Genomic DNA, 24,998 nt, shown 5'->3' on the forward strand with positions numbered 1-24,998 from the left:
TCGGCGGCTTGTACGCCGGCGCGGGCGCGACGTTCATTGCGCTGGCGCTGGCCCAGGCGCTGCACGAGCGCGGCGTGGCGCACGCCGTGATCGAGCCGCCTTCGCCGCGCGCGGAGCTGGCCGCGCTGTTGTTCGCGGATCAGCACGCGCCGCCGCATTACCGCTACTATGACGAAGACGGCGGCGGGCTGCGGGCCGAGGGGCCGGCCTGGGAGCGGGGGCAGACGTTGTGGCTGCCCTCATCGGCAACCGCTGCCGATGAGGGGGCTTCCGCCTTCGCTGACGCGGGCGCTTGGTTGAAGCTGTTTCATGCGGTGCGGCGGCCGGTCCTGATCGTCGATATCGGCGATCGCTGGGAACAACCGGAGACGCGTTCGTTATTGGAAACGGCGACCGACGTCATTTATGTCGTCGACCCGCTCGTCCACAAGCTTCAATTATCCGTGAGCAGACGGCGTTTGCAATTTTTGCTGGACGAAGTCCGGCCGGGACGCCGGTTGTACGGCTTTGCCAACAAATGCTTGCCGCGCGCGGAGCAGGCGGCCTGGCTGCGGCTGCTCCCGGAACGTCCGGGCTGTCTCGTGCCTGCGGTCGATTTTGCGGGCGTTGCGGAGAGCGGGTGGAGAGGGCGCTTGCCGGTTGAGCATCCGATCGTGACGCAAGCCGTGCTGGCTTGGGTGGAGCGCTGGCTCCCGTCAGAGCTTAAACCGGTGCGCCGGTCGGCTTCCCCGTCGCTTGTGCCGAGATTCCTTCGCCGCCTGCTGGCGCTGGACCCATGATAAATCGTAAAGGGAGGAGGAGCTTGCGATGTTTCGTTCCCGTTGGAAAAAAGTAAGGCGAAGCTTGCTGCAGGAATTGAAATGGCCGCAGCGCTTTCGCTACGCCTAATGCCGTGAGTTAGTGGATGCGTGTAGCAGACGTCTTGAGGCAGGAAGGGGGAGTCATTTGCAAAAACCATGGATCGGCGGCTTGCTCGGCTTGTTGCTGATGGCTTGTTCGGTCGGCGGGTACTGGTATTTCATGAAACATACGGAGGTCGAGATGCAGTCGATGGAAACGATAAAGCCCGTTCGTCTGCTGCAGAGCGGACAGGTGATCGAGGCAAGCATGCTGAGAACCGTCCGCATCGCTCAAGCGGCGCATCATCCGCAAGCCGTCACGAATCCGCAATTCGTGCTAGGCCAAACCGTAACGGTTCCGATCGACAGCGACGAGGAGCTGCTGCCGTGGAAATTGACGGATACGCGCATGACGCCGTTGAACGACGAACGTTATTTTAGCTTTAAAACGGACGCGACTGTCAATGTCAACAATATGGTACGGCGCGGCGATCGAGTCGATGTATGGGTCGAATTCGAATCGCCCAGAGCGATTGCGGACCCGTCAGGTGTAATCACCGGCGTGGGGGCGGTCAAAATTATTGAACAGTTGCCGGTAGCGGCGGTCAAAACGGCGGAAGGCCAGGAGGTCGTCGATGGCGGGACGCTCGATCCGATCATTCCCTCGGCGAAAGCCGCGCTGCAGGAGACGCGCTCCAAGCCGAACGGGAAGCCGGAGCTCAACACGTATATCATGAGCGATGAGGTGTATGAGGCTTATGTGATCGGCGGCACCGGAGGCCGCATCAAGCTGGCGCTGCCGGATTTGACGACCCGGATGACGGGCGGAGGCAAAGTGACCGAGCTTTATACGCGCCTGAAGGAGGCGGACGCGTTCTCGCCGGAACCGCAAGCGGCGGCAGTACGCCCGAAGGTCGCGCTGTCCGAAGCGCCGAAGCAGGAGCCTTCTGCGCAACCGGCTCAACGCGCGCAACCGTCGCAAGCGCGAACACAGGAGGTGAAACCCTAACGATGAGAACCTTGATCGCATATCCGGACAGCGAGACGCCGGAGCAAGGGCTGGAACGGGAGCAGGCTTGGTCAGTCGCGCCGGATAAAGTGACGGGGCGGGAAGCGATGTTCTCCCGGCTCGCCGAACCCTATGATGCCATCGCTGTCCATAGCGGTATCGGATATGACGCCTATCCCTGGGATTGGATGCCGGCCCTGCGCCGACTGCAGCCTCAGGCGCGAATTATGGTGGCGCTCGATGAGACGGTTTCCGACTCGTTTATGATGGAAGCGATTTGCCGGCTTGCCGATGCGTTGTCCTTTGCTGTCCTGCCGGCCGGTATAGAGGGCCGGAGTAGGATCGAGGCCTTCGTCTCGTTTCTGCAGGGCGAAGCTGTCCGCGAATCGTACCGGCAGGAGCCGGGCGCTGTGAACGGAGCGGTCGTGACCGTGTGGGGGGCAGCAAGCAAGGACGGCGCGACGACTGTTGCGTTGAATACGGCGCTGGCGCTCGCTTCGCGCGGCGGGATTCGCGTCGGTTTGATCGACGCTAATCTGCGCAATCCGGAAGTGAAGGCGCGCCTGAATGTGAACGACCCCGGCATGGCCTCGTTTGTCATTCGCTCCAAGCTGCAGACGCAGCGGCTGCGGCCGGAAGAGCTGGTCGGCGCTTGCATTCGTTACCGGCAGCGGCTGCCGCTTTACATTTTGCCCGGATCTCCGAGGCGGGACACGGCGCAGGACGTGACGCCGGAGATGATGACCCATCTGATCGCGGCGGCGCGTCAAGCTTTCGATGTAACATTCATCGACGTCAACAGTTATCCGGATAATGCGGCTACGATTTGTGCCGTGCGGGAAGCGGATCACCGCTGGCTCGTCACGCAAAACCGGTATGCGTCTTATCGGACAAGCTGGGGCGAATGGTACGCTTGCTTTTGGTCTTACTGCGGGCTTGCGCCCAAAGACGTATCGCTCATCGTGAATCGGTCGTATGACGGGGACAGGCCGGAGCGGATCGCCGATTATTTGGGTATGCGTCTGGCGGCCGCTGTACCGAACGTGCCCGGAGGATTGGGACTCGCCAGCGCCGACGAAGGCGTTCCGCTGTACGATCGGCCGGGCGCCGAACCATTCACCGCCAGTATTGATGGACTCGCAGCGCAGCTGGACGGGCAGGACGAAGCTATGTCGGCGGGTGCCGCACCCGTAACGGCCGTACGTCCGAAAATAAGCTGGCTCCATCGGTTCGCGGCGAAGTTCGGCTAGAGACTGGAGAGGAGGAGCGAAGAACATGTCGAGCGGGTGGATGAATAACGATGCCGAAGGTGCTGTCGGGCCGCCAGAACCGCAAGGATCGGGAACCGAAATGCGGTACTCGGTGCGCCCGCGCGTCAGGTTCGACGCAGCGCGGTACGTGAAGGAGCTGACGCAAGCGGGGCAGCACTTCGTAAGGAACGGCCTTGTGGCAAACCCGGCAAACGCAGCAGCGGCGGAAACCCGCCGAGAACGGAGGCTCCCGCTAAAGGCTGCCGCCGCATTGATCTATGAGCATTTGACGGAACGCTCCAAAACGGATCAGCCGCTGTATGAAGACATTATCCAAGCCGGCCTCGGCGAGCCGATGGCGCAGTGGCGCATGAAGGCGGTTATTGAGACGCTGCTGGTCGAATACCGCTTGCATGTCGAACCGTCGACGCTAATCGCGCCCTTAACGCCGACCGAATGCATCTTTGCCGAAACGTGCGGCGCCGGCTTGATCGAGGATTTGTACCGGCTGCCCGATGTGGAGGAAGTGCAGGTGATCGGCGCCGATATATTTTTATTGAAAGGAGGTCGGATGGAGCGGCATTCCCGGACGTTCTCCTCGCTTGAAGACGTCCTGCGGCTGCAGGACCGGCTGGCGCTCTGCGGGAAAAAGCCGATTAACGAACGGAAGCCGTTCGTTCAGTCGTACATGTGGAACCGGTCGCGACTCGTCATGACTCGTCCGCCGTATTCCGACGTGCCGAGCATTCATATTCGCAATTTCATCGTCAAGGACGTTACGCTCTCGCAATTGGTCGGTCTGCAAACGTTGAATGAGCCGATGGCCGAACTGCTGCGGCTGCTCGTGCGGCATCATGCCAGCCTGCTGATCGGAGGCGGCACCGCAACCGGAAAAACGACGTTTTTATTCGCACTGGCCGGTGAAATTCCCGAATCGGAACGGATCCGGACCTTGGAGAAGGAGTTCGAGGTGGCGCTGCGCGAGCGGCTGCGGGGGAAGCGAAACATTTTGGCGGTACGGGAAGTGGAGGACATCCAGCTTTCCATGGAAGAGTCGTTCAAGCCGCTGCTGGTCATGAGTCCGCATTGGGTCATCGTCGGCGAGGCTAAAGGGGCCGAAGTGGCGCAAATGGTGCAGGGCGCGCTGCGCGGACACGATATGATGGGGACGATGCATACGAAGTACCGCGATTCATTCGTCAGCGACGTGGTCGATATGATCAAGCAAGACGGCCGTCATCACGATGCGGGGGATGCGATGCGGCGGGTGGCGAGAGCGTTTAACGTGCTCATCTTCTTGCGCCTTGTGAATGTAGCAGGCCGGCCCGTTCGGGTCGTCACCGAGATCACCGAGCTTTCGGTGAATGAGCGTCAAGAGGTATGCGTCCGCCCGCTCGTCGAGTGGGATTATGCGGCGCAGACGTGGCGGTTTACCGGACAACGGTTCAGTAAATCGCTGACCGATCACTTGCTTGCGGGCGGAGCGCAGCCCGGCGATTTTCAAGCCTTGGGGGTGTGGGACGAATGAACGATTCGCTGGTCTGGTATGCGGCGGCGAAAAACATGCTGCTCGGTATCTGGGCCGCCGGTTCGCTGGCGGTTACGATATGGCTGCAGCGGCGGCTAACCGCCGTCTGGGATTACCGCCGTCGGCATCCGGCGTTGTATCGCTCTGCCTCGCAGTCGTCGCGGCTGCAGCGGCTGCTTCTTGCCAAGCCGGTTCGCCATCTGAGGGAGGAGCTGGATTTGGCCGGACTTAGCCTGGGGGCGGAGACTGTCATCACCGGCATGCTGCTGCTTGGGCTGGTCGGCTTGTTCGGCTCGGATGCACTGTTGCAAACGACTTCCCGGCATATCGCATTAGGCGATGCGGGGTTGAGCGAAGTTCATGTATGGCCCTTGAGCGCCGTCGTGTCGCTAATAGCCGGTTCGATCCCGTACATCCTGATCCGGTTTCGCGTGCAGCGCAAGCGTCAAAGAATTGCGCTGCGGATGATCATGGTCGTGCAAAATATAATCGGACACTATCGGCCGCGGTTGACGCTCGCCGAGGTGATAGCGGGCTGCTCGCCGACGATGCCGGACGAGGTCCGCGGAGAGTGGCGCCGCCTGGAGCTCGCCCTGCATATGAAGTCGATCGACGAAGCGTTGTATGAGTTTGCCGAGCGGGTGGACAACGAATGGGCGCATGACCTGACGGATCTGCTGCTGATCGGGGTTCATTACGGAACCGATATGACGGAATCGCTTCACCACTTGGTCGGCAAGATGCAGACGTCCAAACGGCACGAAGAAAATCGGCTGGCCATGATTACGGTATATCGGATCGGCACTACGTTTATGGTATTTTTCGCTTTTTTTATTATCGGATTTAATGTGTACGCCGATCCGCACAACTACCGTCATTATTTTGTTGACCCTGTGGGGAAAACGCTGCTGCTTCTTTCGTTCGCTGTCATGTTCGTCTCGATGCTGCTGGTCATTCGTTCGGGCCGCCGGGCTTTCTGAAATTCGCGTGCGGGAAGGAGGTGAACAATGAACGGGCTTGGAGGATATGGTTGGCTGGGCATGTTTGCAGTGGGCAGCGCCATGCTTTCCTTTACGCTGGCGGGTACGATACGGATCGGACGGACAAGCCGGCTCGCGTTTATGCTGGAACGGCTCCGGGAACGGGAACGCTTGAGCCGGTTAACGCCGCGCGAGGCGGAGAAGCGATCCGCCAAAGAGCGGGCTTTTCTCGAGAAAGCCCGTTTGGCCGGGGTTTCCGCGCAATGGAGCTTTGCCCGCTATAGACAGCTCCAAGGTCTGCTTGGCGCCACGTTGGCAGGCTTGCTGGGGATGGCGCATATGGCTGCCGAACGAATTTCGGGTACGGCGTTTTCATTTCCCCCGGATGCTGGTCTGGTGGTTAAGCTTATTCTAGGTTTCGGGGCCGGGTGGTCGCTGCCTCATGTTGGGCTGCTGGCGGCGGGGCATTCCCGTAAGGCGAGGCTGCTGATGGAGATTGCCAAGCTCTCTCATCGCTTGTCCGTTTGCGTGAGCGAACGAGCCGATATTCGGGAGCTGCTGCTTCGCGCAGGCCGGCCGCTCGTGCTGCTCAAGCCTTACTTGCAGGAGCTCGCCGTCCTTTGGGGAAAGGACCGCGGGACTGCGATAAGGCGGTTTCGCGATGGGGTCGGGATTTCCGAGGCGTATCCGCTTGTGAATGCTTTAGAGGCGATTCGCCGGGCGGATTCGCATGAGGTGGCTAAAGTATTGAAGGAGCAAACCGCAGGCATTGAGGCGACGCTATCGGCTGAAATTAATCGTAAGCTGGAGAATGCGCCGATTTGGATCAGCTTCTACATCATGGTGCCGTTTGCCGTCATCGTGCTGCTGTTTTTGTACCCGTGGCTGGTATCGATTTCAGAGCAGTTAAGGACGAGCTTTCAAGGATAAGGAGCTTGTCTGAAGAAGGGGGGAAATCCGGTTTGTCCAAGCTCGTGATTGCCGTGCTTGTCACCGTGCTGCTCGGCGGCACCGCGTTATATGTCGTCGGGAGCCAGCTGGCGCCTGCTGCGGGAACGGCTGGAACGCAAACCCGGGCACGCATTGAAGCAGCGTTTCAATAAGATTTCATGAAGAAAGGGTGCAGAAAGTATGGGGAAATTGGTCATTGCGTGTTTGCTTACCGTATTGCTGGGAGGGGCGGCGATGTTTGTCGCCGGCACTCGAATCGGGCCCGCCGTCGGCTCCAAAGGCGGCAGCATCAATACGAGCATCACGACGGCTACGGTCAATCAGACGAACGGCAACGTGACCGCAACGGCGCCTTAAGATGAGTAAAATCGTAATCTTATGCCTGATGGTCGTCTTCATTTTCGGCATTTGTACGTATGTGTTCCGACCGGGCGCCGGCGGGCTTCAGGACGAGGTGCGGAACGGCCACGACACGATGACCATGAAAATCCGCAGCTTCGATTACGTAACGAATTGACGGAGGTGAAGTGTAATATTCGGCGGAGTCCTCCCTTATTGGAGAAAAGAGAAACGGTCGGAAAGCCAGGCGGCGATCGAACATATGAACCGCATGCGTCACGCACAGAGTTCGAATAGCGCGGTTGAGTTCGCGTTCGGGGTATGGCGGGACGAGCGGGGCATGGCCAACGTGCTCGTAACGTTGTTTGTGATGCCGCTGCTGTTATTTCTGTCCTTCGCTATCGTTCCTTTCTTCGTGTACGCGATGAAAGCGAACCATCTTCATACGTTAGCCAACCATGCATTGAAGGAGGCGGAGGCCGTCGGATACGTCAGCCCGGACATTCGAAACCGCTTAACCGCTCGCCTTGCCGAGCTCGGCATGGAGGGCGTGAACTTGAACGGAACGATATATCCTTCCTACGCCGGCAGCACCGGTTCGCTCGTGCTGCGCAGCGCGGCCGATCCGGTCGTGAAGCTCGTCGTCACCTATCCGGCGCCGAATGTCACCCGCATGCTGCGCGCGGTCGGCGGGGGAGCGAGTCCGTCCGAGCATGAAGGCTTTTATCGCCTGGAATTGTATGGCCAAAGCGAAGCATATGAGTAGCCGGTCTGCGGTAGGCGCGAATGCACCGGGGGTGCTGCGCTTTTGGAACGACGAGCAGGGCGGCTTGCATCTGGTGCTGTTCGCTTTGCTCGGGGTGGCCGCCGCCTCGTTCCTGTGGGTCGTCGCCTGGAATTGGCTGCTTCACGGGCACAGCCTGAGCCGAGCGAAGCCGCTGCTCGATCATGCCGTACGCGCCGCCTCGCTTCAGCTCGATCCCGGCGAAGCGGCTCTAGGCAGGCTCGTTTGGGACGAAGCCGCGGGCAGAGCTCATTTTCTCCGTTATTTACGGTTGAATTTCAAGCTGAACGGCGATCTGACGCCTCAGCCGGGCAGTCCGCTCGAATCCGCTCCTGTCGTACACCGGCTGGAATTCGTCACGCATTCGACTTATCCCTACGAGCTGGTCCGGTCGGTTACGGTGCGCGAAGGCGGCAATCTTCAAACGACGCGAAACGTCCGCGTCACGATCTACGGTCCGTCCGTTGTAGCCGTTGTCGAGCTGGAGCGCTCGCTGCTCGGGCTCGGCCGAAAGGAGCCGATCGTCCTTAGCAGCGTCGCAAGCGTCCGGTTCCGATAGGCGTCCGTCTCCTTTGACATGACCGTGATACAGCGTGTAAGGTTAGAGCATGCATGATGAAACGGTACATACGGGAGGCAGGAGTATGAGCGAATACAAACAGAGGGTGGGACGGCTGCAGCACAAGCTGCAGACCGGCGGTTTCGACGGCATGGTCGTCACGCAAAATGTCGATTTGTATTATTTGGCGGGCTCGATGCAAACGGGGTATTTGATCGTCCCTGCTTCGGGAGATCCGAAGTTTTTCGTTCGCCGCAGCGTCGCGCGCGCAGAGGAAGAATCGGCTTGGCCGGTTGAGCCGCTCGGCTCGCTGCGCGAGTTTGCCGGACAGCTGGGAGCTGCGTTTCCGGATCTTGCCGCCACCACCGGCCGGAGTCCGGTCAAGCTGGCCGCCGAATTCGACGTGCTGCCCGTGCAGCTCTTCCAGAGGCTGCAGCAATCCTTGGCGCACGTGGAGTGGAAGGACGGATCGGCGCTGATTCGCGAAACCCGGATGATCAAATCGCCGTTTGAAATCGAAGCGATTCGCAGCGCCGCCCGCGTGATTAACGACGCATTCGAGGATGCGTTTGGCTGGTTGAAGCCGGGAATGACCGAGCTCGAAGCGATGAGCCGCATGGAGTACTTTGTTCGCGAACGCGGCCATATCGGGATCATGCGCCTGCGCGGGTACAACCAGGAAGTCATTACGGGGATGCTCGGGGCCGGCGACGCTGCGGCGACGCCCACCTATTTCGACGGTCCGGCGGGCGGGCTCGGCCTGTCTGCTGCGAGTCCGCAAAGCTCCAGCCGCCGCCCGTTCGAGACGAACGAACCGATCTTGATGGATGTCGGCTGCTGCATCGGCGGTTACGTCATCGACCAAACGCGTACCGTCGTATTCGGTTCGCTGCCGGACGACCTGGCCTACGCTTATGACGCGTCCGAGCGCATCCTTCGCAGCGCCGAAGGGCTGCTGCGCCCCGGCACCGTCTGCGAGCAGCTGTACGCCGAGTCGCTGCGGCTCGCAGACGATGCCGGCCTGGCCGACCATTATATGGGCTACGGCAGAGATCAAGTGAAGTTCCTCGGCCACGGCATCGGGCTCGAGGTCGACGAACTTCCGGTACTCGCGCGCGGGTTCAACTATCCGCTCGAGGCGGGGATGGTAATTGCCGTCGAGCCGAAATTTACGTTTCCCGGCAGGGGCGTCGTCGGCATTGAGAACAGCTATGCGATTACGGCGGACGGCTTCGAGAAGCTGACGATTTCCCGCGAAGGCCTTATCCGGCTATAAGCTGGATAAGGGCGGTAGGGCGGCGTAGTCACGTATCGCGAATGCCGCCCCGCGGGTTCCCGCAGCACGCTCTAATGCCGGGGATGTCCTCCGCCGGGCCGCTTGAATCCGATACATCGATTTATACGATTGTCGGCTTCCTGATGCACACAGGCCGTACCGTCCCTTCACCGGGCGGTACGGCTTTTCCATGCGTGCTTCGCCAGTGCGGCAAGCCGCTTCCCGCCGCTTCACGAAGCAGTCGGCCGGTCTCCCGGATCCAATCGAGCGAACCTCCGTTAGCTCTCACCCGTTATCTTCCGGCGATCAAGCCGACGCGCTCCAAAGCCCAGTAAGCGGCCAAGCCGAGCACGAGCAGTGATCCGGCGATCGTAACCGTCCGCCGCGCTTTTTCGGTTCGGGCGAGCTTCAGCCAAGCCGGCAGAAGGAGGGCGACCACGCCCAGCTGTCCGGCTTCCACGCCGACATTAAAGCTGACGAGTGAGCTGTTGAAATAGGCCCGCGGCAGTCCGACTTCCTCAAGCGCTCCGGCAAAGCCGACACCGTGAATGAGTCCGAAGCCAAGCGTCAGCAGGAGGCGGCGGCGCAAGCCGGGGCGAGTCATCCCCAAGTTTTCGGCGGCGACGTAACAGATGCTGAGCGCAATCGCGGTCTCGACCCCAATCGGAGGCAGAGACAACAACCCGACGGCAGCCAGTATCAGCGTCGCGCTGTGAGCCGCTGTGAAGGCCGTGACTATCCATGCCGCGTCCGCCCAGCGCTGTACGGCAAGCAGCAGGGAGAACAAAAACAGCAAATGGTCGTACCCGGTCCATATGTGCAGGACCCCCAGCTTGAAATAGGTCCATAGGACCGTACCCCATCCTGCCGGGTGAAGCGCCGCATACGCGTACGTTCGATGCTCCCTGTCCAGCACCGCTTGGTCGAGGTCGTCCCCTTGTTCGATCAGCGCGAAATTCAGATGAAGCGGATCGACGTCATCGAATAACAATCCGTATTCGATCGTGAACCCGCTGACCGGCGCGTCCGTCTCGAATCGCATCCGGAAGGTGACGCCGGAGACAGCGTCCTTTTCCGCCGGCTCCATCTCCTTCAACGTCATTCGCATCGGCTCAGCCTGCTGGATCAAACGAACATGCTCCCTCAGGTAGCTTGTCAACTGCTCGCGCCGCTCGTTCAAGTCATTACCCAGAACACGCCCGTTTCCGTCGACATCGAATCCGAGCAGGCTTTGCTCCGGCACGAACAACTCGTAATCGACGGCGTTCAAACCGACGTTCAGGTACGAATAACCATTGTTCAGCGGATGGGCGTAGACCGTGTCTCTATCGTTGCTTACCCCCCAAAAAAATGATATGATTAATAGAATTAAGAATAGCAACCGACAACCCTTGTAGGCCGGATTCATGATACACCTCTCAATGAATATGCTATGAAACTAGTTATCCCATATACCAACACTACCATGAATCAAGAGGGCTAAGGCCGGATTTGCGAAGGGGGAACGACCATGCTGCGTTTAGGGCAAAAAGTAATCATTATCGGGGACAGCTTTGAACAAAATTTGCCTATCGGCGAATACGGATATATCATCGCATACGATCGCAATGCGGATAATGTGTTTGATTACGTCGTACGCGTACCGAAGACGAACAAGCATCACTTCGTGCCTGGCGACGATGTCGAACTGGAAGAAGTGCTGCTTGCGCAGGAAGCCGACCGCATTGAACGCGAAGCGCTGATTGATTTTGCGCTTGCAACGAAGAACGAAGGGCTGTTCCGACGCATCATGAACGGAGACAGCGAGGAAGCGCCGGCGGAGTCGAACAAGGACGTACAGTCCAATCAAGACTTCATTCGGCAAATTCATCTGAAGGCGTGGATTTAACCGTAATCGAGCGTGGCAAAGGCCGGATTCCGCCAAGGAGTCCGGCTTCTTTTTGCGATTCTTACAGCCCGGCAGCCAGCGTATGACCGGGCAACGGCTCAGGAAGCGGCTTCCCTAGCAGGTAACCTTGCGCCAGATGAATCCCCGCCAGCTTGCAGCTTTACGCGAAATCGGTTCCTCCATTATATCAACTGCAGCATCGCTTGCACACGCCGTATCTGTAATTGAGTTAAAAAGGCAACTAAGCTATAATAGTAGGAATGATTAGACAAGAAGCGAGGTGCAGAGGATGAGTATCACCATCAAAGATGTGGAGCATGTAGCGGCGCTGGCCCGTTTGGAGCTGAGCGAACAAGATAAGGAACGGTTCGCCGGACAGCTGAGCGCCATCTTGAAATATGCGGAGCAGCTGAACCAGCTCGATACCGACGATGTCGAGCCGACCAGTCATGCGATGCCTCTTGTGAACGTGATGCGGGAAGATACGGTCAGGCCGTCTTTGCCGATTGACAAAGTGCTGCTGAACGCGCCGGACGAAGAGGACGGACAAATTAAAGTACCGGCGGTGCTGGAATAATTAGCTTCATTGAAGGGAGGATATCCGCTTGTCGTTGTTGAATTTGCGTTTGCAGGACGTACATAACAAGCTTCATGCCAAAGAAATTTCCGTAACCGATGTGGTGGATGAATCGTATCGGCGCATCGCTCAGGTGGAAGATAAGGTCAAGGCGTTCCTTGCGCTGGATGAGGAGAGAGCCCGCGCAACGGCGAAGACCCTCGACGCGCGGCTGGGGACCGACGATTCCAAAGGCCTGCTGTTCGGCCTGCCGATCGGCGTGAAAGATAACATTGTGACCGAAGGGCTCACGACGACGTGCGCCAGTCAATTTCTCAAAAATTATAACCCGATATATGACGCCACCGTGGTGAAAAAGCTGCAGCAAGCCGAAGCCGTCACGATCGGCAAGCTGAATATGGACGAGTTCGCGATGGGCGGATCCAACGAAAACTCGAGCTTCCATCCGACCTATAACCCGTGGAATCCGGATTATGTGCCCGGCGGCTCCAGCGGCGGTTCCGCTGCGGCGGTCGCAGCGGGCGAAGTGTTCTTCTCGCTTGGTTCGGACACCGGCGGTTCGATTCGCCAACCGGCGTCTTACTGCGGCGTCGTCGGGATGAAGCCGACCTACGGCCTCGTTTCGCGATTCGGGCTCGTCGCTTTTGCATCGTCGCTCGACCAAATCGGACCCTTGACGAAGAACGTCGAGGACAGCGCCTACCTGCTTCAGGCGATCGCCGGACACGACCCGATGGATTCGACTTCGCTCGACGTCGACGTGCCCGACTATCTCAGCGCGCTTACCGGCGACGTCCAAGGCCTCCGAATCGCCGTACCTAAGGAGTATCTCGGACAAGGCATCGATCCGAAGGTGAAAGATGCCGTGCTCACGGCGCTTAAAACACTCGAAGGTCTCGGCGCTATCGTAGAAGAGGTGTCGCTGCCGCACTCGGAATATGCGGTCGCGGCCTACTATTTGCTTGCTTCCTCGGAAGCTTCCTCGAACCTGGCAAGGTTCGACGGCGTTCGTTACGGCGTTCGGGCGGACAACCCGAAGAACCTGCTGGACGTCTACCTCAAATCCCGCAGCGAAGGCTTCGGCGATGAAGTGAAACGCCGGATCATGCTCGGCACGTACGCGCTCAGTTCCGGTTATTACGACGCTTATTATTTGAAGGCGCAAAAGGTGCGCACGCTCATCAAACGCGACTTCGAACAAGTATTCGAGAAATACGACGTCGTCATCGGACCGACGGCGCCGACGCCTGCCTTCCGCATAGGCTCGCAGCACGGCGACCCGTTGACGATGTATTTGAACGATATTTTGACGATCCCTGTCAACTTAGCCGGTCTTCCGGCAATCAGCGTACCGTGCGGGTTTGCGGACGGATTGCCGATCGGACTGCAGGTGATCGGCAAGGCGCTCGACGAATCGACGATTCTGCGCGTGGCGCACGCTTACGAGCAGCATACCGATTTCCATAAGCAGCGCCCGCAGCTTTAATGAAAGGAGCGACCTCACGTGACAGCGGCAACCGATAAAAAGTATGAAACCGTCATCGGCCTCGAAGTGCACGTCGAACTGCACACGAAGTCCAAAATATTTTGCGGCTGCTCCACCTCTTTTGGAGCTCCGCCTAACACGCACACGTGCCCGATTTGTCTCGGTCATCCGGGCGTGCTGCCCGTATTGAATAAGCAAGCGCTGGAATATGCGATGAAAGCGTCCATGGCGCTGAACTGCCAAGTGGCGACAGAAAGCAAATTCGACCGGAAAAATTACTTCTATCCCGATTCGCCCAAAGCGTACCAAATATCCCAGTACGATAAACCGGTCGGCGAACACGGCTGGATCGAAATCGAAGTGGGCGGCGAAACGAAGCGGATCGGCATTACCCGCGTTCACTTGGAGGAAGACGCCGGCAAGCTGACGCACGTTGACGGCGGGTATGCCTCCCTCGTAGATTTCAACCGTGTCGGTACGCCGCTTATCGAGATCGTCTCCGAGCCGGACCTCCGCTCTCCGGAGGAAGCCCGCGCCTATTTGGAGAAGATCAAGGCGATCATGCAATACTGCGACGTCTCCGATGTGAAGATGGAGGAAGGGTCGCTGCGCTGCGACGCCAACATCAGCCTTCGTCCTTATGGGCAAGAGCAGTTCGGCACGAAGGCCGAACTCAAGAACATGAACTCTTTCCGCGGCGTACAGCGCGGTCTCGAGTATGAAGAATGGCGCCAAGCGGACGTGCTTGACGGCGGCGGCCAAGTCGTGCAGGAGACGCGCCGCTGGGATGAGGCGCAGGGCAAGACGCTTCCGATGCGAGGCAAAGAGCAGGCGCACGACTACCGCTATTTCCCGGACCCGGATCTCGTGGCCGTGTACATCGATGACGAGTGGAAGGAACGAGTCCGGGCTTCGATTCCGGAGCTGCCGGATGCGCGGAAGAAACGGTACGTCGCGGAGTATGCCTTGCCAAGCTACGACGCGGAAGTCATTACCGCATCCATGAAGCTGGCCGACTTCTTCGAGGAGAGTCTGAAATACACCAAAGACGCTAAAGCGGTGTCCAACTGGATCATGGGCGATCTGCTCGGTTATTTGAACGCGAACGGCCTGGAGATTACCGATGTGCAAATCACGGGCAAAAGTCTTGGCGAAATGATCGGTCTCATCGAGAAAGGAACGATCAGCAGCAAAATTGCCAAAACCGTATTTAAGTCGATGCTCGAAACCGGGAAAGATCCGCAGACCATCGTCGAAGAGCAGGGCCTCGTGCAAATCAGCGACGAAGGCGCCATAGCCGCAGTTGTCGATCAGATCGTCAGCAATAATCCGCAGTCCGTCGCCGACTTTAAAGCCGGCAAGGACAAGGCAGTCGGCTTCCTCGTCGGTCAGGTCATGAAGGAAACCAAAGGAAAGGCGAATCCCGGATTGGTCAATAAGTTAATCCTGGATCGCCTTAACCGTTAATCTGTATACATTAACATATTCAAGGCCGTCTGCCCGCGCGCAGACGGCCTTTTTCCATGCCGTAAAGGGCCGTGTCTTCTATGGAAGGGAACCCTTGCCCCGCTGTCTCTGACCTGGGTATAAAGCCCTCATGCATCCGTTCTCCCCTTGCGAAGGGGAACAGGTTCTGATAATATGCATCCAACGGAAAGGTGGGACGCGATGATCGATCCGATTGATTTGAACGATATGCCGCAGGTGCTTCAACTTCTGGAGCTTCAGCAGATTGCTTATCGCATCGAGGCTGAGCTTGTCGGTTTTGAAGAAATTCCGCCGCTGTTCGATTCGCCCCAGTCGCTGCGAGACTCACAAGAATCGTTCTTCGGTTACTTCGAGGAAGGCCGACTGGTGGGGGCCGTCGCCTGCAGGCAAAGCGCTAAAGAGCTTACGATTTGCCGGATGATGGTGCATCCGGATTTTTTCCGGCGGGGTATCGCGGGCGCGCTTTTACGGCATATCGAATCATTTGCGGTCCCTGGGGGGATCATGACCGTCTCGACGGGAACGAATAATACGCCGGCGGTTAACCTATACGAGAAACATGGCTTCGAGCCCGTGCATGTGCAGCTGCTTGCCCCCGGCATTACGATGACGAAGTTTATGAAGCGCGTGGACTCGTGACCTCCGGACTCATTGCCCCTTCAAGCCGGGTGCATCCTGTTCGTGGCGGGAGATCCTATTTTTTCGCTGCATGTTATTTTTGGGGAAAAGGTCAAGTTCTAAAATTATTCGTAATAAAATAGTGTTCAACGGCCAGACCGTCAGAGGAGGGGTTACACGATGCAAGACCCTTGGACGATAGATACGTTTCACATCACGCTTCGACTGGTGCTTGCCTTGCTGCTCGGCGGAGTCATCGGCTTCGAACGGGAGCGGAGCAGCCGCGCGGCGGGCTTGCGCACGCATATTCTCGTTTGTTTAGGCTCGACCTTGGTGATGCTGCTGTCCATGTATGGCTTCGCCGATTTTGCCCGGCTGGACAACGTGCGCTTGGACCCGGCCCGCTTGGCGGCTCAAGTGATTAGCGGGATAGGCTTTCTCGGCGCGGGCACGATTCTTTATACGGGTAAATCGATTACCGGTCTGACGACGGCGGCTTCGTTATGGGTCGTCGCGGCGATGGGTTTAGCCATTGGCGCAGGGTTTTATTATGCGGCGGGGTTGGCCTGCTTTTTCGCACTGATTAGCTTATTCGTACTTAATCTGGTTGAGAAACGATATATGCACCATAGAAAAGTGCGCAGTCTGAAGCTGGAAGCTGCGGACATTCCAAGCTTGCTGGGACGGGTTACGCAGCTTCTGGGCAGCAAAGGCTGCGATATTCAAAAGCTATCCGTAGAAGAAGCGCCTGTCGACGCGGACGAGGCTGCGCGGATTCTCATCACGCTTTCGGTTCGTTTATCCAAGGGTGCCAAGGTGTCTGAGATGATCGAAGAGCTTCTGCGGCTGGAAGGCGTGCGCTCTGTGTCTCTGGACTAACCCGACGAAAAGACGATTCCGTTTTTTTGAAAAAATGAAGGGGACTTTCATGATCCTTCGTCTAAGAATTCGAGAAACATAACCGAGGCGGTGAAACGATGGGAAGCATGACGGATGAACAACTGGTCGACCTGATCCGTCAAGGCGATGATGCGGCGTACCGCATTCTGATGGAACGCTATCAGGATTATGTGTATACGCTGATTTACCGCATGGTCGAACATCGGGAAACCGCGGAGGACTTGACGCAAGAAGTATTTCTGAAGCTATTCCGAGGGGTGGAGCGTTTTCGCGGGGATTCGCAGCTGAAGACTTGGATTTATCGGTTAACGGTCAATTTAGTGACGGATTACCGCAGATCCCAGAAGCGCAAACCTTACGAAGCCATCATGGATAAAGTGAAAGGCTGGTTCGGAGACCGGAAAGAAGAACCGGAGGCCAAGACGCTTTTGAAAGAAGAGCAGCAGACGATACAGAAGCTGCTTGCCGATTTGCCGGACAAATACAAGCTGGTGATGTACTTGTACCATTATAAGCAGTTGTCCTACCAAGAGATCGCAGGCGTAACCGGTTTACCGATCAAGACAATCGAAACGAGACTTTACCGCGGGAAATCGATGCTCAAAGAAAAATGGTTGGAGGTGGGCGGGCATGACAGGCATACATCCAAAAGATCACGAGCTGTTACATTATCTGAATAATCGCTGCCCTGAGCTGGAGACGAGAAGGATCCGGCGTCATCTGAACGACTGCTCTTTTTGCAGAGAACGGCTTTCCGCGTTTCTGGACGTGGAGCTCGCGCTTAACGAGCTTCCGCTAATATCCGCGCCTGCCGGCATGTCCGAGCGGGTGCTGCAAGCGCTGAAGACCGATGCCCGTTCGGGAGACGGCAGCTCGTCCCTCAGCCCGTCTGACCGGGTTTTTCGCTCGGAAGCCGCCCGTAAGCCGAAGCGAAGCTCGGAGCTGATGAACGGGATGGTTGCTATCGCGGCGACTTACCTGTTTATCGCAACCGGCATTATCGGCAAAATCACTTCATTTAGCGCGGACGGCCTGGAATCCGGCGTACGTAACGGTGCCATTCAACTATATCAAGCCGTCGAGACGGTTTCACGACATCTGCTTTCGTAAGGGGGATCAAATGATGGAAGAGCAAACCAACAACATAAGCAAGCCGGAGCAAGATCGCGAGGACGAGTTCCTTCGAGAAAGGATGGAGCGATGGGGGCAATCGAGCAAGCCGCTCTATGATCCGTTCGTACCGCAGCGCCCGCGCAAAAACAAGTGGATTTCCGGCATTCTTTCGTTTCTGATTCCCGGTACCGGTCAGTTGTACTTAGGTTTGATGCAGCGTGGACTCGGAATCATGGTGCTGTTTATGCTGGATATTTTTGCGATCGTTTATTTTTCGATTGGCGTAAGCATCCCTTTAATCGTTTTGTTTTCGCTACTGCTCCCCGTCGTGTATTTCTATAATATCTTTGACGCTTTACAGCAGACCGATCGCGTGAATGGGTGGGGCGGACCTGGCGATTTGCAGGGGCAGACCGGCTTCGATCCTTTGACCTCGGCGGTAGAGAAGCCGTCTACGAAGTGGGGCAAAGGCAACAATTTCGGATATTTGCTTATCATGGCCGGTGTGATTTTGTTTTTGGCTGCGGGCAAGCCGGCATGGCTTGACTCGGTATTCGACTTTTTGGGCTCGACGTTCGGGGCTTTGATATTGATCGGGATTGGACTTGCTTTGTTTTTCAAAGAATCGATGAAAAAATAGGGAGTGTTCCGCATGTTAAAAGTAGGCCGCTACACCGCAGCCCTCATTCTCGTGCTTGTCGGAGGCGCCGTCATCGCCGATAAACTGACGGATGCAGGGCTCGCGAGCCGGCTGCTGGATTGGTGGCCGGCCTTGTTCATTATGCTGGGACTGGAATATATTTTTTACAACATGAGGTACGGTGACGGGAGCCGCCCGCTGCGTCTCGATATCGGCGGTCTTGTCTTTGCGGTAGTCGTTTCCGCCGTCGTACTGTTCAGTACGCAAACCACCGACATTTTTAAGCGGTTTGAAGGTTTGAAAGGCTTTGAAGGCATTCATATCGGCGACGTGATCGAAGGGTTCCGCGACGGCAAGCGATTTGACAAAGGCGTCACGAAAATCCCGATGCCATCCGATGTTGACAATGTGAAGATCGACAATACGAACGGGAACATCATGGTGAAGCCCGGAAGCGTAGACCAAGTCGAGATTGATCTGACCGTCTACGTGAATACGGACTCTGACAGCGAGGCCCAGGAAATCGCCGAAGCCTCGACCATCGAACATACGCTGAACGGCAGTACGCTGGATATTCGCACCGTGCCTAAAGAATACGGCACCGGCTTCATCGGCAAGCGTAAACCGCGTATGGATTTGACGATCACCGTGCCTTCGCATCACCCGACCAGCATGTCGCTGTATTTGAAGAACGGAATAATTGAAGCGGCTCAGCTCCCGATCAAACAATCGTTCTCTGCCGAATCGACGAATGGCCGGATTGTGATTACCGGGTTGGAGGGCGAGATTCACCTGAAAACGACGAACGGTGAAGTGAAATCCGCAAAAACACGCGGCGAAATTTCGCTGGAAACGACCAACGGCCGTCTGGAGTTAACCGATCATCGCGGGGACGCGCGACTGGAATCGAACAACGGCGAGCTTGTCGTCAACCGGCATACGGGCGGGCTGGAGGCGGAGACGACCAACGGCTCGATCTCGGCAGACGGCGCGTTCAAGCAATTGAAGACGGAAACGACGAACGGTAAGGTTCATATCGTCTCTTCGCAGGTCGAAGGCGATTGGGACGTGAAGACTTCTCACGGCGATATTGAATTAAAGCTACCGAGAAGCGGCAATTACCGGGTGAATGGTGAAGCAGACCAGGGTACAGTCCATACCGACCTGCCGCTTACCGTGGAGAAGAAGACGATTCACGGAACGATCGGCAGCGGCGCACATACCATTCATATCGAAACGAACAGTTCCCTATCCGTCAAAGCGTCCGATTGACAATTAGGTGAAAACACGGGTAAAATAAAGTGATACAGATTTCCTTGGTTGATCGGAACGTATAAGTTGCTGGACTTCTACCCTCGCATCACCAGGGCAGCGCGCCGGTCTTTTGGATGGGATGGCGTATCGGTTTATCTTGGGTTGGGCGGTGAACACAATGAATGCATTGGGGCAAGCGCTTCATAAGCTGAAGACGATGGGAGTACGGATGACGCCGCAGCGTCACGCCATTCTTTCCTATTTGCTGAATACGATGACGCATCCGACGGCGGATGAAATATACAAAGCTCTATCTCCTCAGTTTCCCAGCATGAGCGTAGCGACGGTGTATAACAATTTGAAGGTGTTCCTCGAAGCGGGATTAGTTCGTGAAATGACGTATGGCGATAATTCCAGCCGGTTCGATGCAGATCTGTCGGATCATTATCATGCGCTTTGCGAATCATGCGGCAAGCTGGTTGATTTTGCCTATAAGCCGCTTGATGAGCTGGAGCGGGCAGCCGGGGAGATGACCGGATTTCGCGTAAAGAGCCATCGGGTGGAAGTTTACGGCATTTGCTCCGAGTGCGCTATGAAGACAACATGATAGTTTACTAGAATTACGGTATAATGGACGTGTTCGGTTTCCGCCGGTAAGGCAGGAAACGAATGCGTCCTTTTTTTTTACAACCCGACCGCACACAGGAGTGAAACTATGGATTCGAAATTTCCACCGGCCGGGGGAACCCGCAGCAATAAGAACCGCACAATAAGGTGGCTGTTATTCATGTTGGCTATCGGCTGCGCACTCATCCTCGGCACTTATTATTGGGCGGTCTATGTCCCGAATCGGCAGCATGTGCAGCCCGACTTTCAAGGAAATCCGAAACCCGTCTTTTATCAGGGAGGGATGATGAAAGACTCGGCTATCGGCAGCAAGGAATCGCTGAAGCTGTCTTTTGAAACCGTTCGAGAACGGATCGATTCAACCCTCGTTTATGAGCAAAAAACGGAGTCCACCATCATCACGACGCAAAATAAAGTGGTTCGGCTGCGAACGAGTGAATTGACCGGTTTGATTAACGAAAAGTCGTTTACGCTGAAGTTCCCGCTGGAGAAATCGAATGGCAAGCTATACTTGCCGATAGAACCGTTGAAAGATTTGTACCAGATCGATTTGCGCGAATCGGCCGAAACGGGCGCGGTTCTCCTGTTTAAAGAAGGAGAGACCATCCGCTGGTTTAAGACAGTCGCTTATGACGGGAAGCCCGATAAGACGATTGACATGCGGCGCAGCCCATCGATCAAAGCTCCGATTTTGGCCGATTTGAGGCAGCAGGAGAGCGTGATCGTATGGGGAGAAGAAGGCGATTGGTATCGCGTTCAGCTTGTTAGCGGCTATACAGGCTACCTACGCAAGGAGCAATTGGCTGCTGACCGCGAGGAGACCGTACCGGCCAAAGCGCCTGAACCGGCTTTTATGCCGAAGCAGCCGATTACCGGTAAAATCAACGTGACCTGGGAGCACGTCGTCAGTAAAAATCCGGACACATCCAAAATTCCGGCAATGCCCGGACTCGATGTCGTCAGTCCGACCTGGTTTCACTTGCAGGACGGCGACGGCAATTTGCAAAATTTGGCCGACCCCGCCTACGTGAAATGGGCGAAGTCCAGAGGCTACCAGGTGTGGGCGCTGTTCAGCAATGGCTTTGATCCGAAACGGACGACAGAAGCTTTATCCACTTACGACAAGCGGATGAAGATGACGAAGCAGCTGCTGAGCTTTGCTCAAATGTATGGCCTGCAGGGGATTAACATCGACTTCGAGAATGTCGACCTGGACGACAAGCAGAACCTTGTTCAATTCGTTCGGGAAATGACGCCGCTTCTGCATGAACAAGGTCTCGTCGTCTCTATAGATGTGACGCCGCGCTCAGGCAGCGAAATGTGGTCGATGTTTTACGACCGGAAGGCGCTGATCGAATCGGTCGATTATATGATGCTGATGGCGTACGACGAGCATTGGGCGAGCAGTCCGAAAGCGGGTTCCGTCGCGTCCTTGCCCTGGGTAGAAAGCTCGATCCAAGGCCTGCTGAAAGAGGATAAAATCCCGCCCTCCAAGCTGATTCTCGGCATTCCCTTTTATTCTCGCGTATGGACGGAAGGCGTGAAGGACGGCAAGACGACCGTCAGCTCCAGGGCCGTATTTATGGAGATGCCCCAGCGGATTATGCGCGAACAGAAGATCGAAGCGAAATTTGACGAGGAGTCCGGACAAAATTACTTGGAGTTTACGGAAGAAGGCAAGCCCGCAAAAATTTGGATTGAAGACGAAACGAGCGTTCGGGCGAGAATCGCACTCGTTAAAAAGTATGATCTGGCCGGCGTCGCTTCATGGCGCAGAGGATTTGAAGTGCCGGAAGCCTGGAAATGGGTGAATGAGGAATTGAAGTAAGATAGCCTGACAAAAAAAGCGGCTTGTCCCTCGCCCTGAGCGAAGGTCAGCCGCTTTTTCGTTTAGGCTCGACACTACGTAGTCGTCGTGCGTTCTTCTTTTGATACGGTATCGGTTACACCGACAACGGGCTCGTCGTTTTCTTTGGGCGCGTGAGCCGGGTCCAAAGAAAGGATCGTTTTACAAAACATGCATCGATCCGTTTTGCCGATAATTTTCGTCGCTTTGCCGCATTCCGGACAAACGACGACGACAGCGCTTGTGGACATCATACCGGCCGCGAAATAGATGCCCATGCTGACCAGCATCATGATTGCGCCGATCACCATTCCGACCGCGGCGAAAAACCGCCCGGCCGTCCCCCATTCGAAAACGATACCCGCCAAGCCCAGAATCATAAGCGCCATGCCGCCCATCGTAAGCAGCAATCCCCATAATCGGAACTCGTTAGCCTTACTGGATTTGAATCGCACGATACGTCACTTCTTTCGCTTAAGAATTGTGAGTTTTGTCACAAAAAAATGCAGGAATATTGAGGATTCATGTAGAAATACATAAGAATATAGAACATAACGATCAATTCATGCTTCTTTTAAGTCAGGGGGCTTTTTTCTACTCATGGAATCGTTAAAACACCAGTGTTTACAAAGATTCCGGCACGATGCCACCGTCCTTAGCGTGCTTGCGGTTGATCATCAGTCGCTATATTCAGCCGTAACCGACGGCTTTGATTATCTGATACTCGTCGTCAGCAGTCAAGTCGATCGTGCGCATCAACAAATTCATTATATAAAAGACAAGTTGCGTATACAAGAAAGATGGATCACTCCCGAGTCGCTCGACGAATTGATCCTGCACGGCGAGCAGCGCAATTTCATTTTCTGGATCTTAAAAGGGGAGATACTTTTGGATCGCGAAACGTATCTGGAGAGTCTGCGTCATCGGATGCTGGAGTTCCCTGCCGAATTAAGGGAGCATAAGCTGCTGATCGAGTTTTCCAAGTTTTTGCGCAGTTACACGCAGAGCAAAGACTATTTGGCGGAAGAACACCTTCTTGACGCTTACAACATTATACTGGAAGCGCTGCACCATTGGGCGCGCATCGTGATTGTCGAAGCGGGCTACCACCCGGAGGTGACGGTCTGGAGCCAGGTGAGAATGATCAATCCCGGCGTATACAAGCTGTATGAGGAGCTTACCTTGAGCAAAGAGACACTGAAGCAGCGGGTCGAATTAGTACTGCTGGCATGTGAGTTTTCCGTCATGTCCAAAATGCAGCGCTGCTGTAAGCCGCTGCTCAATTTACTTGCCAGCCGCGAGGAAGCTTGGAGTGTGCAAGAGCTGCAGCAGTCGCCGGGGCTGTCCGACGTCAGGAACGAACTTCCTCTGCTGTTGAATAAACTCGTCAAGAAATCGCTCGCCAAAGAGGTTGTAGTGACGGCCGATCCCGAACTGAAATTGCTGGAGCTGCGATATCGGGATGTCAGAGGTGTCAAAAACCAGGTGATATGATATAATGATAGACAATCGAATAGCCACTAGGGGAGCCTCAAGATGCGGGGCTGAGATAAAGAAGCTTTCTTTGACCCTTGGAACCTGACTCGGCGGCCCGCGCCATTTCGTGCGGACGTCACTGGATGATGCCAGCGTAGGGAAGTGGACGAATGCATGAGCGATCATTCGGCATTTGGTCATGAAGTCAACCTGCACAGGTTGGCTTTTTTTGCTTGAGCCGGGCAAAAATCGGAGGAGGGACACCGTTGAAGTTGGTCGTTAACGGAGAAGTGCGCGAGGTAAGCGGCGTGACGACGGTCGCGGAGCTGCTCGGTTTTTTTAAGTTGCAGCACAAAATATTAGTCGTCGAACTAAACCGTGTAATTATTGAACGGCATCAGTATGAAGGCACACCCTTACAGGAAGGCGATCAATTGGAAATCGTTCATTTTGTGGGTGGCGGTTAAGTCTTCTTGAGCTTGAGTTAAACCATCGTACTAGAATCGTACTAGAAAAGGAGAAAGAATAACATGACTGACCTGTTGAAAATCGGTCCCTATGAGTTTAAATCGCGTTTGCTGCTTGGCACGGGCAAGTTTACGTCGCTGGACATTCAGGCGGATGCAGTTCGGGCTTCGGAAGCCGAGGTGCTCACATTCGCGATTCGCCGTCTGCCGATAGACAATCCGGAAGCGCCTAATTTTCTAGAAACGCTTGATCTGAGGAAATTCAGACTGCTTCCGAATACGGCAGGAGCTTACACCGTCGATGAAGCGGTGAGAATTGCCCGTTTAGCCAAAGCGTCCGGACTATGCGATATGATCAAGGTTGAAGTCATCGGCGATCCGAGAACGCTCCTTCCCGATCCTGTAGGCACTCTGGAAGCGACCAAGATATTAGTAGAAGAAGGTTTTGTCGTGCTGCCTTACACGTCGGACGATCCAATCTTGGCAAGAAAGCTTCAAGAAGCGGGTGCCGCTGCGGTCATGCCGGGCGCTTCTCCAATAGGTTCGGGCCAAGGGATTGTGAACCCGGGCAACCTGCGGTTTATTATTGAAGAAGCGAAGGTGCCGATTATTGTCGATGCGGGCATCGGCGGTCCGGCGGATGCTGCGCTTGCGATGGAATTGGGCGCCGACGGTGTGTTATTGAATACGGCCGTGGCCGGCGCGGCTAACCCTGCTTTAATGGCGGAGGCATTTAAGCTTGCCGTTGAAGCCGGACGCAAAGGTTTTTTGGCCGGACGAATACCGAAGAAGCGGTATGCATCAGCCAGCAGTCCGGTTGAAGGCATGATCGAATAGGGGTGGGAAGGGGCTGCGCAGGAGACTGCGCAGCCCCTTCTTTTTAAGACAGAAAAAAATTTTGGCTACTAGCTTGACTTTCGACTTAGGCATATGTTAAATTAATTCTCGCCGCTTAAAAGGACTTATCTTTTAAGAAGGTGAGAAGCAAGCAGTGAAGAATTGGAAATAAAAAATGCTTGCATTGAGTTAGGTGAATGTGGTATATTATAAAAGTCGCCGCTAAACGAAGCGACAATAAATGACAAAGAAGAAATGGCGTGAGA

General features: G+C 55.9%; 30 protein-coding genes and 1 riboswitch. Of the genes, 27 read left to right on the forward strand and 3 right to left on the reverse strand.

What is annotated here, in order from left to right:
- From FKP33_RS27320 to FKP33_RS24240, 12 genes are all read left to right on the forward strand, one after another.
- On the forward strand, window positions 1-779 hold a 779-nt coding region (locus FKP33_RS27320; protein ID WP_181410264.1), incomplete at its 5' end, for a hypothetical protein.
- Between the two features lie 166 nt (window positions 780-945).
- Window positions 946-1,848 carry an SAF domain-containing protein gene (locus FKP33_RS24205; protein ID WP_054798206.1) on the forward strand — a complete coding sequence of 301 codons (903 nt, stop codon included), beginning with the start codon at window positions 946-948 and terminating at the stop codon, window positions 1,846-1,848.
- A gap of 2 nt (window positions 1,849-1,850) precedes the next feature.
- Window positions 1,851-3,098, forward strand: coding sequence for a CpaE/TadZ family protein (locus FKP33_RS24210; RefSeq protein WP_054798207.1), 1,248 nt, complete (start codon window positions 1,851-1,853; stop codon window positions 3,096-3,098).
- 25 nt (window positions 3,099-3,123) lie between these two features.
- The gene (locus FKP33_RS24215) at window positions 3,124-4,626 is read left to right on the forward strand and encodes an ATPase, T2SS/T4P/T4SS family (protein ID WP_244933027.1); all 1,503 of its coding nucleotides are present in this window, start codon (window positions 3,124-3,126) and stop codon (window positions 4,624-4,626) included.
- Complete coding sequence (locus tag FKP33_RS24220; protein WP_127609898.1) at window positions 4,623-5,606, forward strand: type II secretion system F family protein; 984 nt, start codon at window positions 4,623-4,625, stop codon at window positions 5,604-5,606. The genes FKP33_RS24215 and FKP33_RS24220 overlap by 4 nt, the downstream gene beginning before the upstream one ends.
- 27 nt (window positions 5,607-5,633) lie before the next feature.
- Window positions 5,634-6,536: a hypothetical protein gene (locus tag FKP33_RS24225; protein WP_127609900.1), complete on the forward strand. Its 903-nt coding sequence runs from the start codon at window positions 5,634-5,636 to the stop codon at window positions 6,534-6,536.
- 5 nt (window positions 6,537-6,541) lie between these two features.
- Window positions 6,542-6,709, forward strand: coding sequence for a hypothetical protein (locus FKP33_RS27325; protein ID WP_155615044.1), 168 nt, complete (start codon window positions 6,542-6,544; stop codon window positions 6,707-6,709).
- Between the two features lie 28 nt (window positions 6,710-6,737).
- Entirely contained in the window at window positions 6,738-6,914 is a 177-nt protein-coding gene (locus FKP33_RS27330) for a hypothetical protein (RefSeq protein ID WP_164751947.1), read from the forward strand.
- A gap of 1 nt (window position 6,915) precedes the next feature.
- On the forward strand, window positions 6,916-7,074 hold the full coding sequence (locus FKP33_RS27335; protein WP_164751948.1) for a hypothetical protein: 159 nt from the start codon (window positions 6,916-6,918) through the stop codon (window positions 7,072-7,074).
- Between the two features lie 84 nt (window positions 7,075-7,158).
- On the forward strand, window positions 7,159-7,662 hold the full coding sequence (locus tag FKP33_RS24230; RefSeq protein WP_230876198.1) for a hypothetical protein: 504 nt from the start codon (window positions 7,159-7,161) through the stop codon (window positions 7,660-7,662).
- On the forward strand, window positions 7,610-8,239 hold the full coding sequence (locus FKP33_RS24235) for a hypothetical protein (protein ID WP_236595786.1): 630 nt from the start codon (window positions 7,610-7,612) through the stop codon (window positions 8,237-8,239). The genes FKP33_RS24230 and FKP33_RS24235 overlap by 53 nt, the downstream gene beginning before the upstream one ends.
- 85 nt (window positions 8,240-8,324) lie before the next feature.
- Window positions 8,325-9,515, forward strand: a complete 1,191-nt coding sequence (locus FKP33_RS24240) for a M24 family metallopeptidase (RefSeq protein ID WP_141336583.1) — start codon at window positions 8,325-8,327, stop codon at window positions 9,513-9,515.
- Between the two features lie 121 nt (window positions 9,516-9,636).
- Here FKP33_RS24240 and FKP33_RS27340 read toward each other — a convergent pair whose 3' ends face one another.
- Entirely contained in the window at window positions 9,637-9,804 is a 168-nt protein-coding gene (locus FKP33_RS27340; RefSeq protein ID WP_181410265.1) for a hypothetical protein, read from the reverse strand.
- A 3-nt stretch (window positions 9,805-9,807) separates the two neighbouring features.
- Window positions 9,808-10,896, reverse strand: a complete 1,089-nt coding sequence (locus FKP33_RS24245; RefSeq protein WP_181410266.1) for a HupE/UreJ family protein — start codon at window positions 10,894-10,896, stop codon at window positions 9,808-9,810.
- A 129-nt stretch (window positions 10,897-11,025) separates the two neighbouring features.
- Between FKP33_RS24245 and FKP33_RS24250 the strand changes: the two genes are divergently transcribed.
- From FKP33_RS24250 to FKP33_RS24305, 12 genes are all read left to right on the forward strand, one after another.
- The gene (locus tag FKP33_RS24250; RefSeq protein ID WP_054798210.1) at window positions 11,026-11,403 is read left to right on the forward strand and encodes a hypothetical protein; all 378 of its coding nucleotides are present in this window, start codon (window positions 11,026-11,028) and stop codon (window positions 11,401-11,403) included.
- Window positions 11,404-11,692: 289 nt separating this feature from the next.
- Window positions 11,693-11,980: an Asp-tRNA(Asn)/Glu-tRNA(Gln) amidotransferase subunit GatC gene (gene gatC, locus FKP33_RS24255; protein ID WP_054798212.1), complete on the forward strand. Its 288-nt coding sequence runs from the start codon at window positions 11,693-11,695 to the stop codon at window positions 11,978-11,980.
- A gap of 28 nt (window positions 11,981-12,008) precedes the next feature.
- The gene (gatA, locus tag FKP33_RS24260; protein WP_127609906.1) at window positions 12,009-13,466 is read left to right on the forward strand and encodes an Asp-tRNA(Asn)/Glu-tRNA(Gln) amidotransferase subunit GatA; all 1,458 of its coding nucleotides are present in this window, start codon (window positions 12,009-12,011) and stop codon (window positions 13,464-13,466) included.
- Between the two features lie 18 nt (window positions 13,467-13,484).
- The gene (gatB, locus tag FKP33_RS24265) at window positions 13,485-14,933 is read left to right on the forward strand and encodes an Asp-tRNA(Asn)/Glu-tRNA(Gln) amidotransferase subunit GatB (RefSeq protein ID WP_127609908.1); all 1,449 of its coding nucleotides are present in this window, start codon (window positions 13,485-13,487) and stop codon (window positions 14,931-14,933) included.
- 201 nt (window positions 14,934-15,134) lie between these two features.
- Window positions 15,135-15,593: a GNAT family N-acetyltransferase gene (locus FKP33_RS24270; RefSeq protein ID WP_127609910.1), complete on the forward strand. Its 459-nt coding sequence runs from the start codon at window positions 15,135-15,137 to the stop codon at window positions 15,591-15,593.
- 159 nt (window positions 15,594-15,752) lie between these two features.
- A complete protein-coding gene (locus FKP33_RS24275) occupies window positions 15,753-16,451 on the forward strand; it encodes an MgtC/SapB family protein (protein WP_054798213.1) in 699 nt (232 codons plus the stop codon).
- A 98-nt stretch (window positions 16,452-16,549) separates the two neighbouring features.
- The gene (locus FKP33_RS24280) at window positions 16,550-17,152 is read left to right on the forward strand and encodes an RNA polymerase sigma factor (protein ID WP_054798214.1); all 603 of its coding nucleotides are present in this window, start codon (window positions 16,550-16,552) and stop codon (window positions 17,150-17,152) included.
- Entirely contained in the window at window positions 17,103-17,582 is a 480-nt protein-coding gene (locus FKP33_RS24285) for an anti-sigma factor family protein (RefSeq protein ID WP_054798215.1), read from the forward strand. Before FKP33_RS24280 ends, FKP33_RS24285 begins: the two co-directional genes overlap by 50 nt.
- A 10-nt stretch (window positions 17,583-17,592) precedes the next feature.
- Window positions 17,593-18,225, forward strand: coding sequence for a hypothetical protein (locus FKP33_RS24290; protein ID WP_258313545.1), 633 nt, complete (start codon window positions 17,593-17,595; stop codon window positions 18,223-18,225).
- A gap of 12 nt (window positions 18,226-18,237) precedes the next feature.
- Complete coding sequence (locus FKP33_RS24295; RefSeq protein ID WP_141336585.1) at window positions 18,238-19,497, forward strand: DUF4097 family beta strand repeat-containing protein; 1,260 nt, start codon at window positions 18,238-18,240, stop codon at window positions 19,495-19,497.
- A gap of 160 nt (window positions 19,498-19,657) precedes the next feature.
- Window positions 19,658-20,086 (forward strand): peroxide-responsive transcriptional repressor PerR, encoded by a 429-nt coding sequence (perR, locus tag FKP33_RS24300; RefSeq protein WP_054798219.1) that lies wholly within the window; start codon window positions 19,658-19,660, stop codon window positions 20,084-20,086.
- 180 nt (window positions 20,087-20,266) lie between these two features.
- Window positions 20,267-21,934, forward strand: coding sequence for a glycosyl hydrolase family 18 protein (locus tag FKP33_RS24305; RefSeq protein ID WP_258313546.1), 1,668 nt, complete (start codon window positions 20,267-20,269; stop codon window positions 21,932-21,934).
- A 74-nt stretch (window positions 21,935-22,008) separates the two neighbouring features.
- Here the strand turns inward: FKP33_RS24305 and FKP33_RS24310 are convergent, their stop codons facing one another.
- Entirely contained in the window at window positions 22,009-22,407 is a 399-nt protein-coding gene (locus tag FKP33_RS24310; protein ID WP_127609918.1) for a DUF2614 family zinc ribbon-containing protein, read from the reverse strand.
- Window positions 22,408-22,552: 145 nt separating this feature from the next.
- On the opposite strand from FKP33_RS24310, the gene FKP33_RS24315 reads away from it, so the two are divergent.
- From FKP33_RS24315 to FKP33_RS24325, 3 genes are all read left to right on the forward strand, one after another.
- Complete coding sequence (locus FKP33_RS24315; protein ID WP_141336587.1) at window positions 22,553-23,446, forward strand: nucleotidyltransferase-like protein; 894 nt, start codon at window positions 22,553-22,555, stop codon at window positions 23,444-23,446.
- Window positions 23,447-23,464: 18 nt separating this feature from the next.
- A riboswitch (TPP riboswitch) is annotated at window positions 23,465-23,606 on the forward strand.
- Window positions 23,607-23,694: 88 nt separating this feature from the next.
- Entirely contained in the window at window positions 23,695-23,895 is a 201-nt protein-coding gene (gene thiS / locus FKP33_RS24320) for a sulfur carrier protein ThiS (protein WP_141336588.1), read from the forward strand.
- A gap of 63 nt (window positions 23,896-23,958) precedes the next feature.
- Window positions 23,959-24,732, forward strand: a complete 774-nt coding sequence (locus tag FKP33_RS24325; RefSeq protein ID WP_141336589.1) for a thiazole synthase — start codon at window positions 23,959-23,961, stop codon at window positions 24,730-24,732.
- The last annotated feature ends 266 nt before the right edge of the window (window positions 24,733-24,998 follow it).

The sequence above is a fragment of the Paenibacillus sp. tmac-D7 genome (genome assembly GCF_006519665.1).
In the GTDB taxonomy this organism is placed as follows: Bacteria; Bacillota; Bacilli; order Paenibacillales; family NBRC-103111; genus Paenibacillus_G; species Paenibacillus_G validus.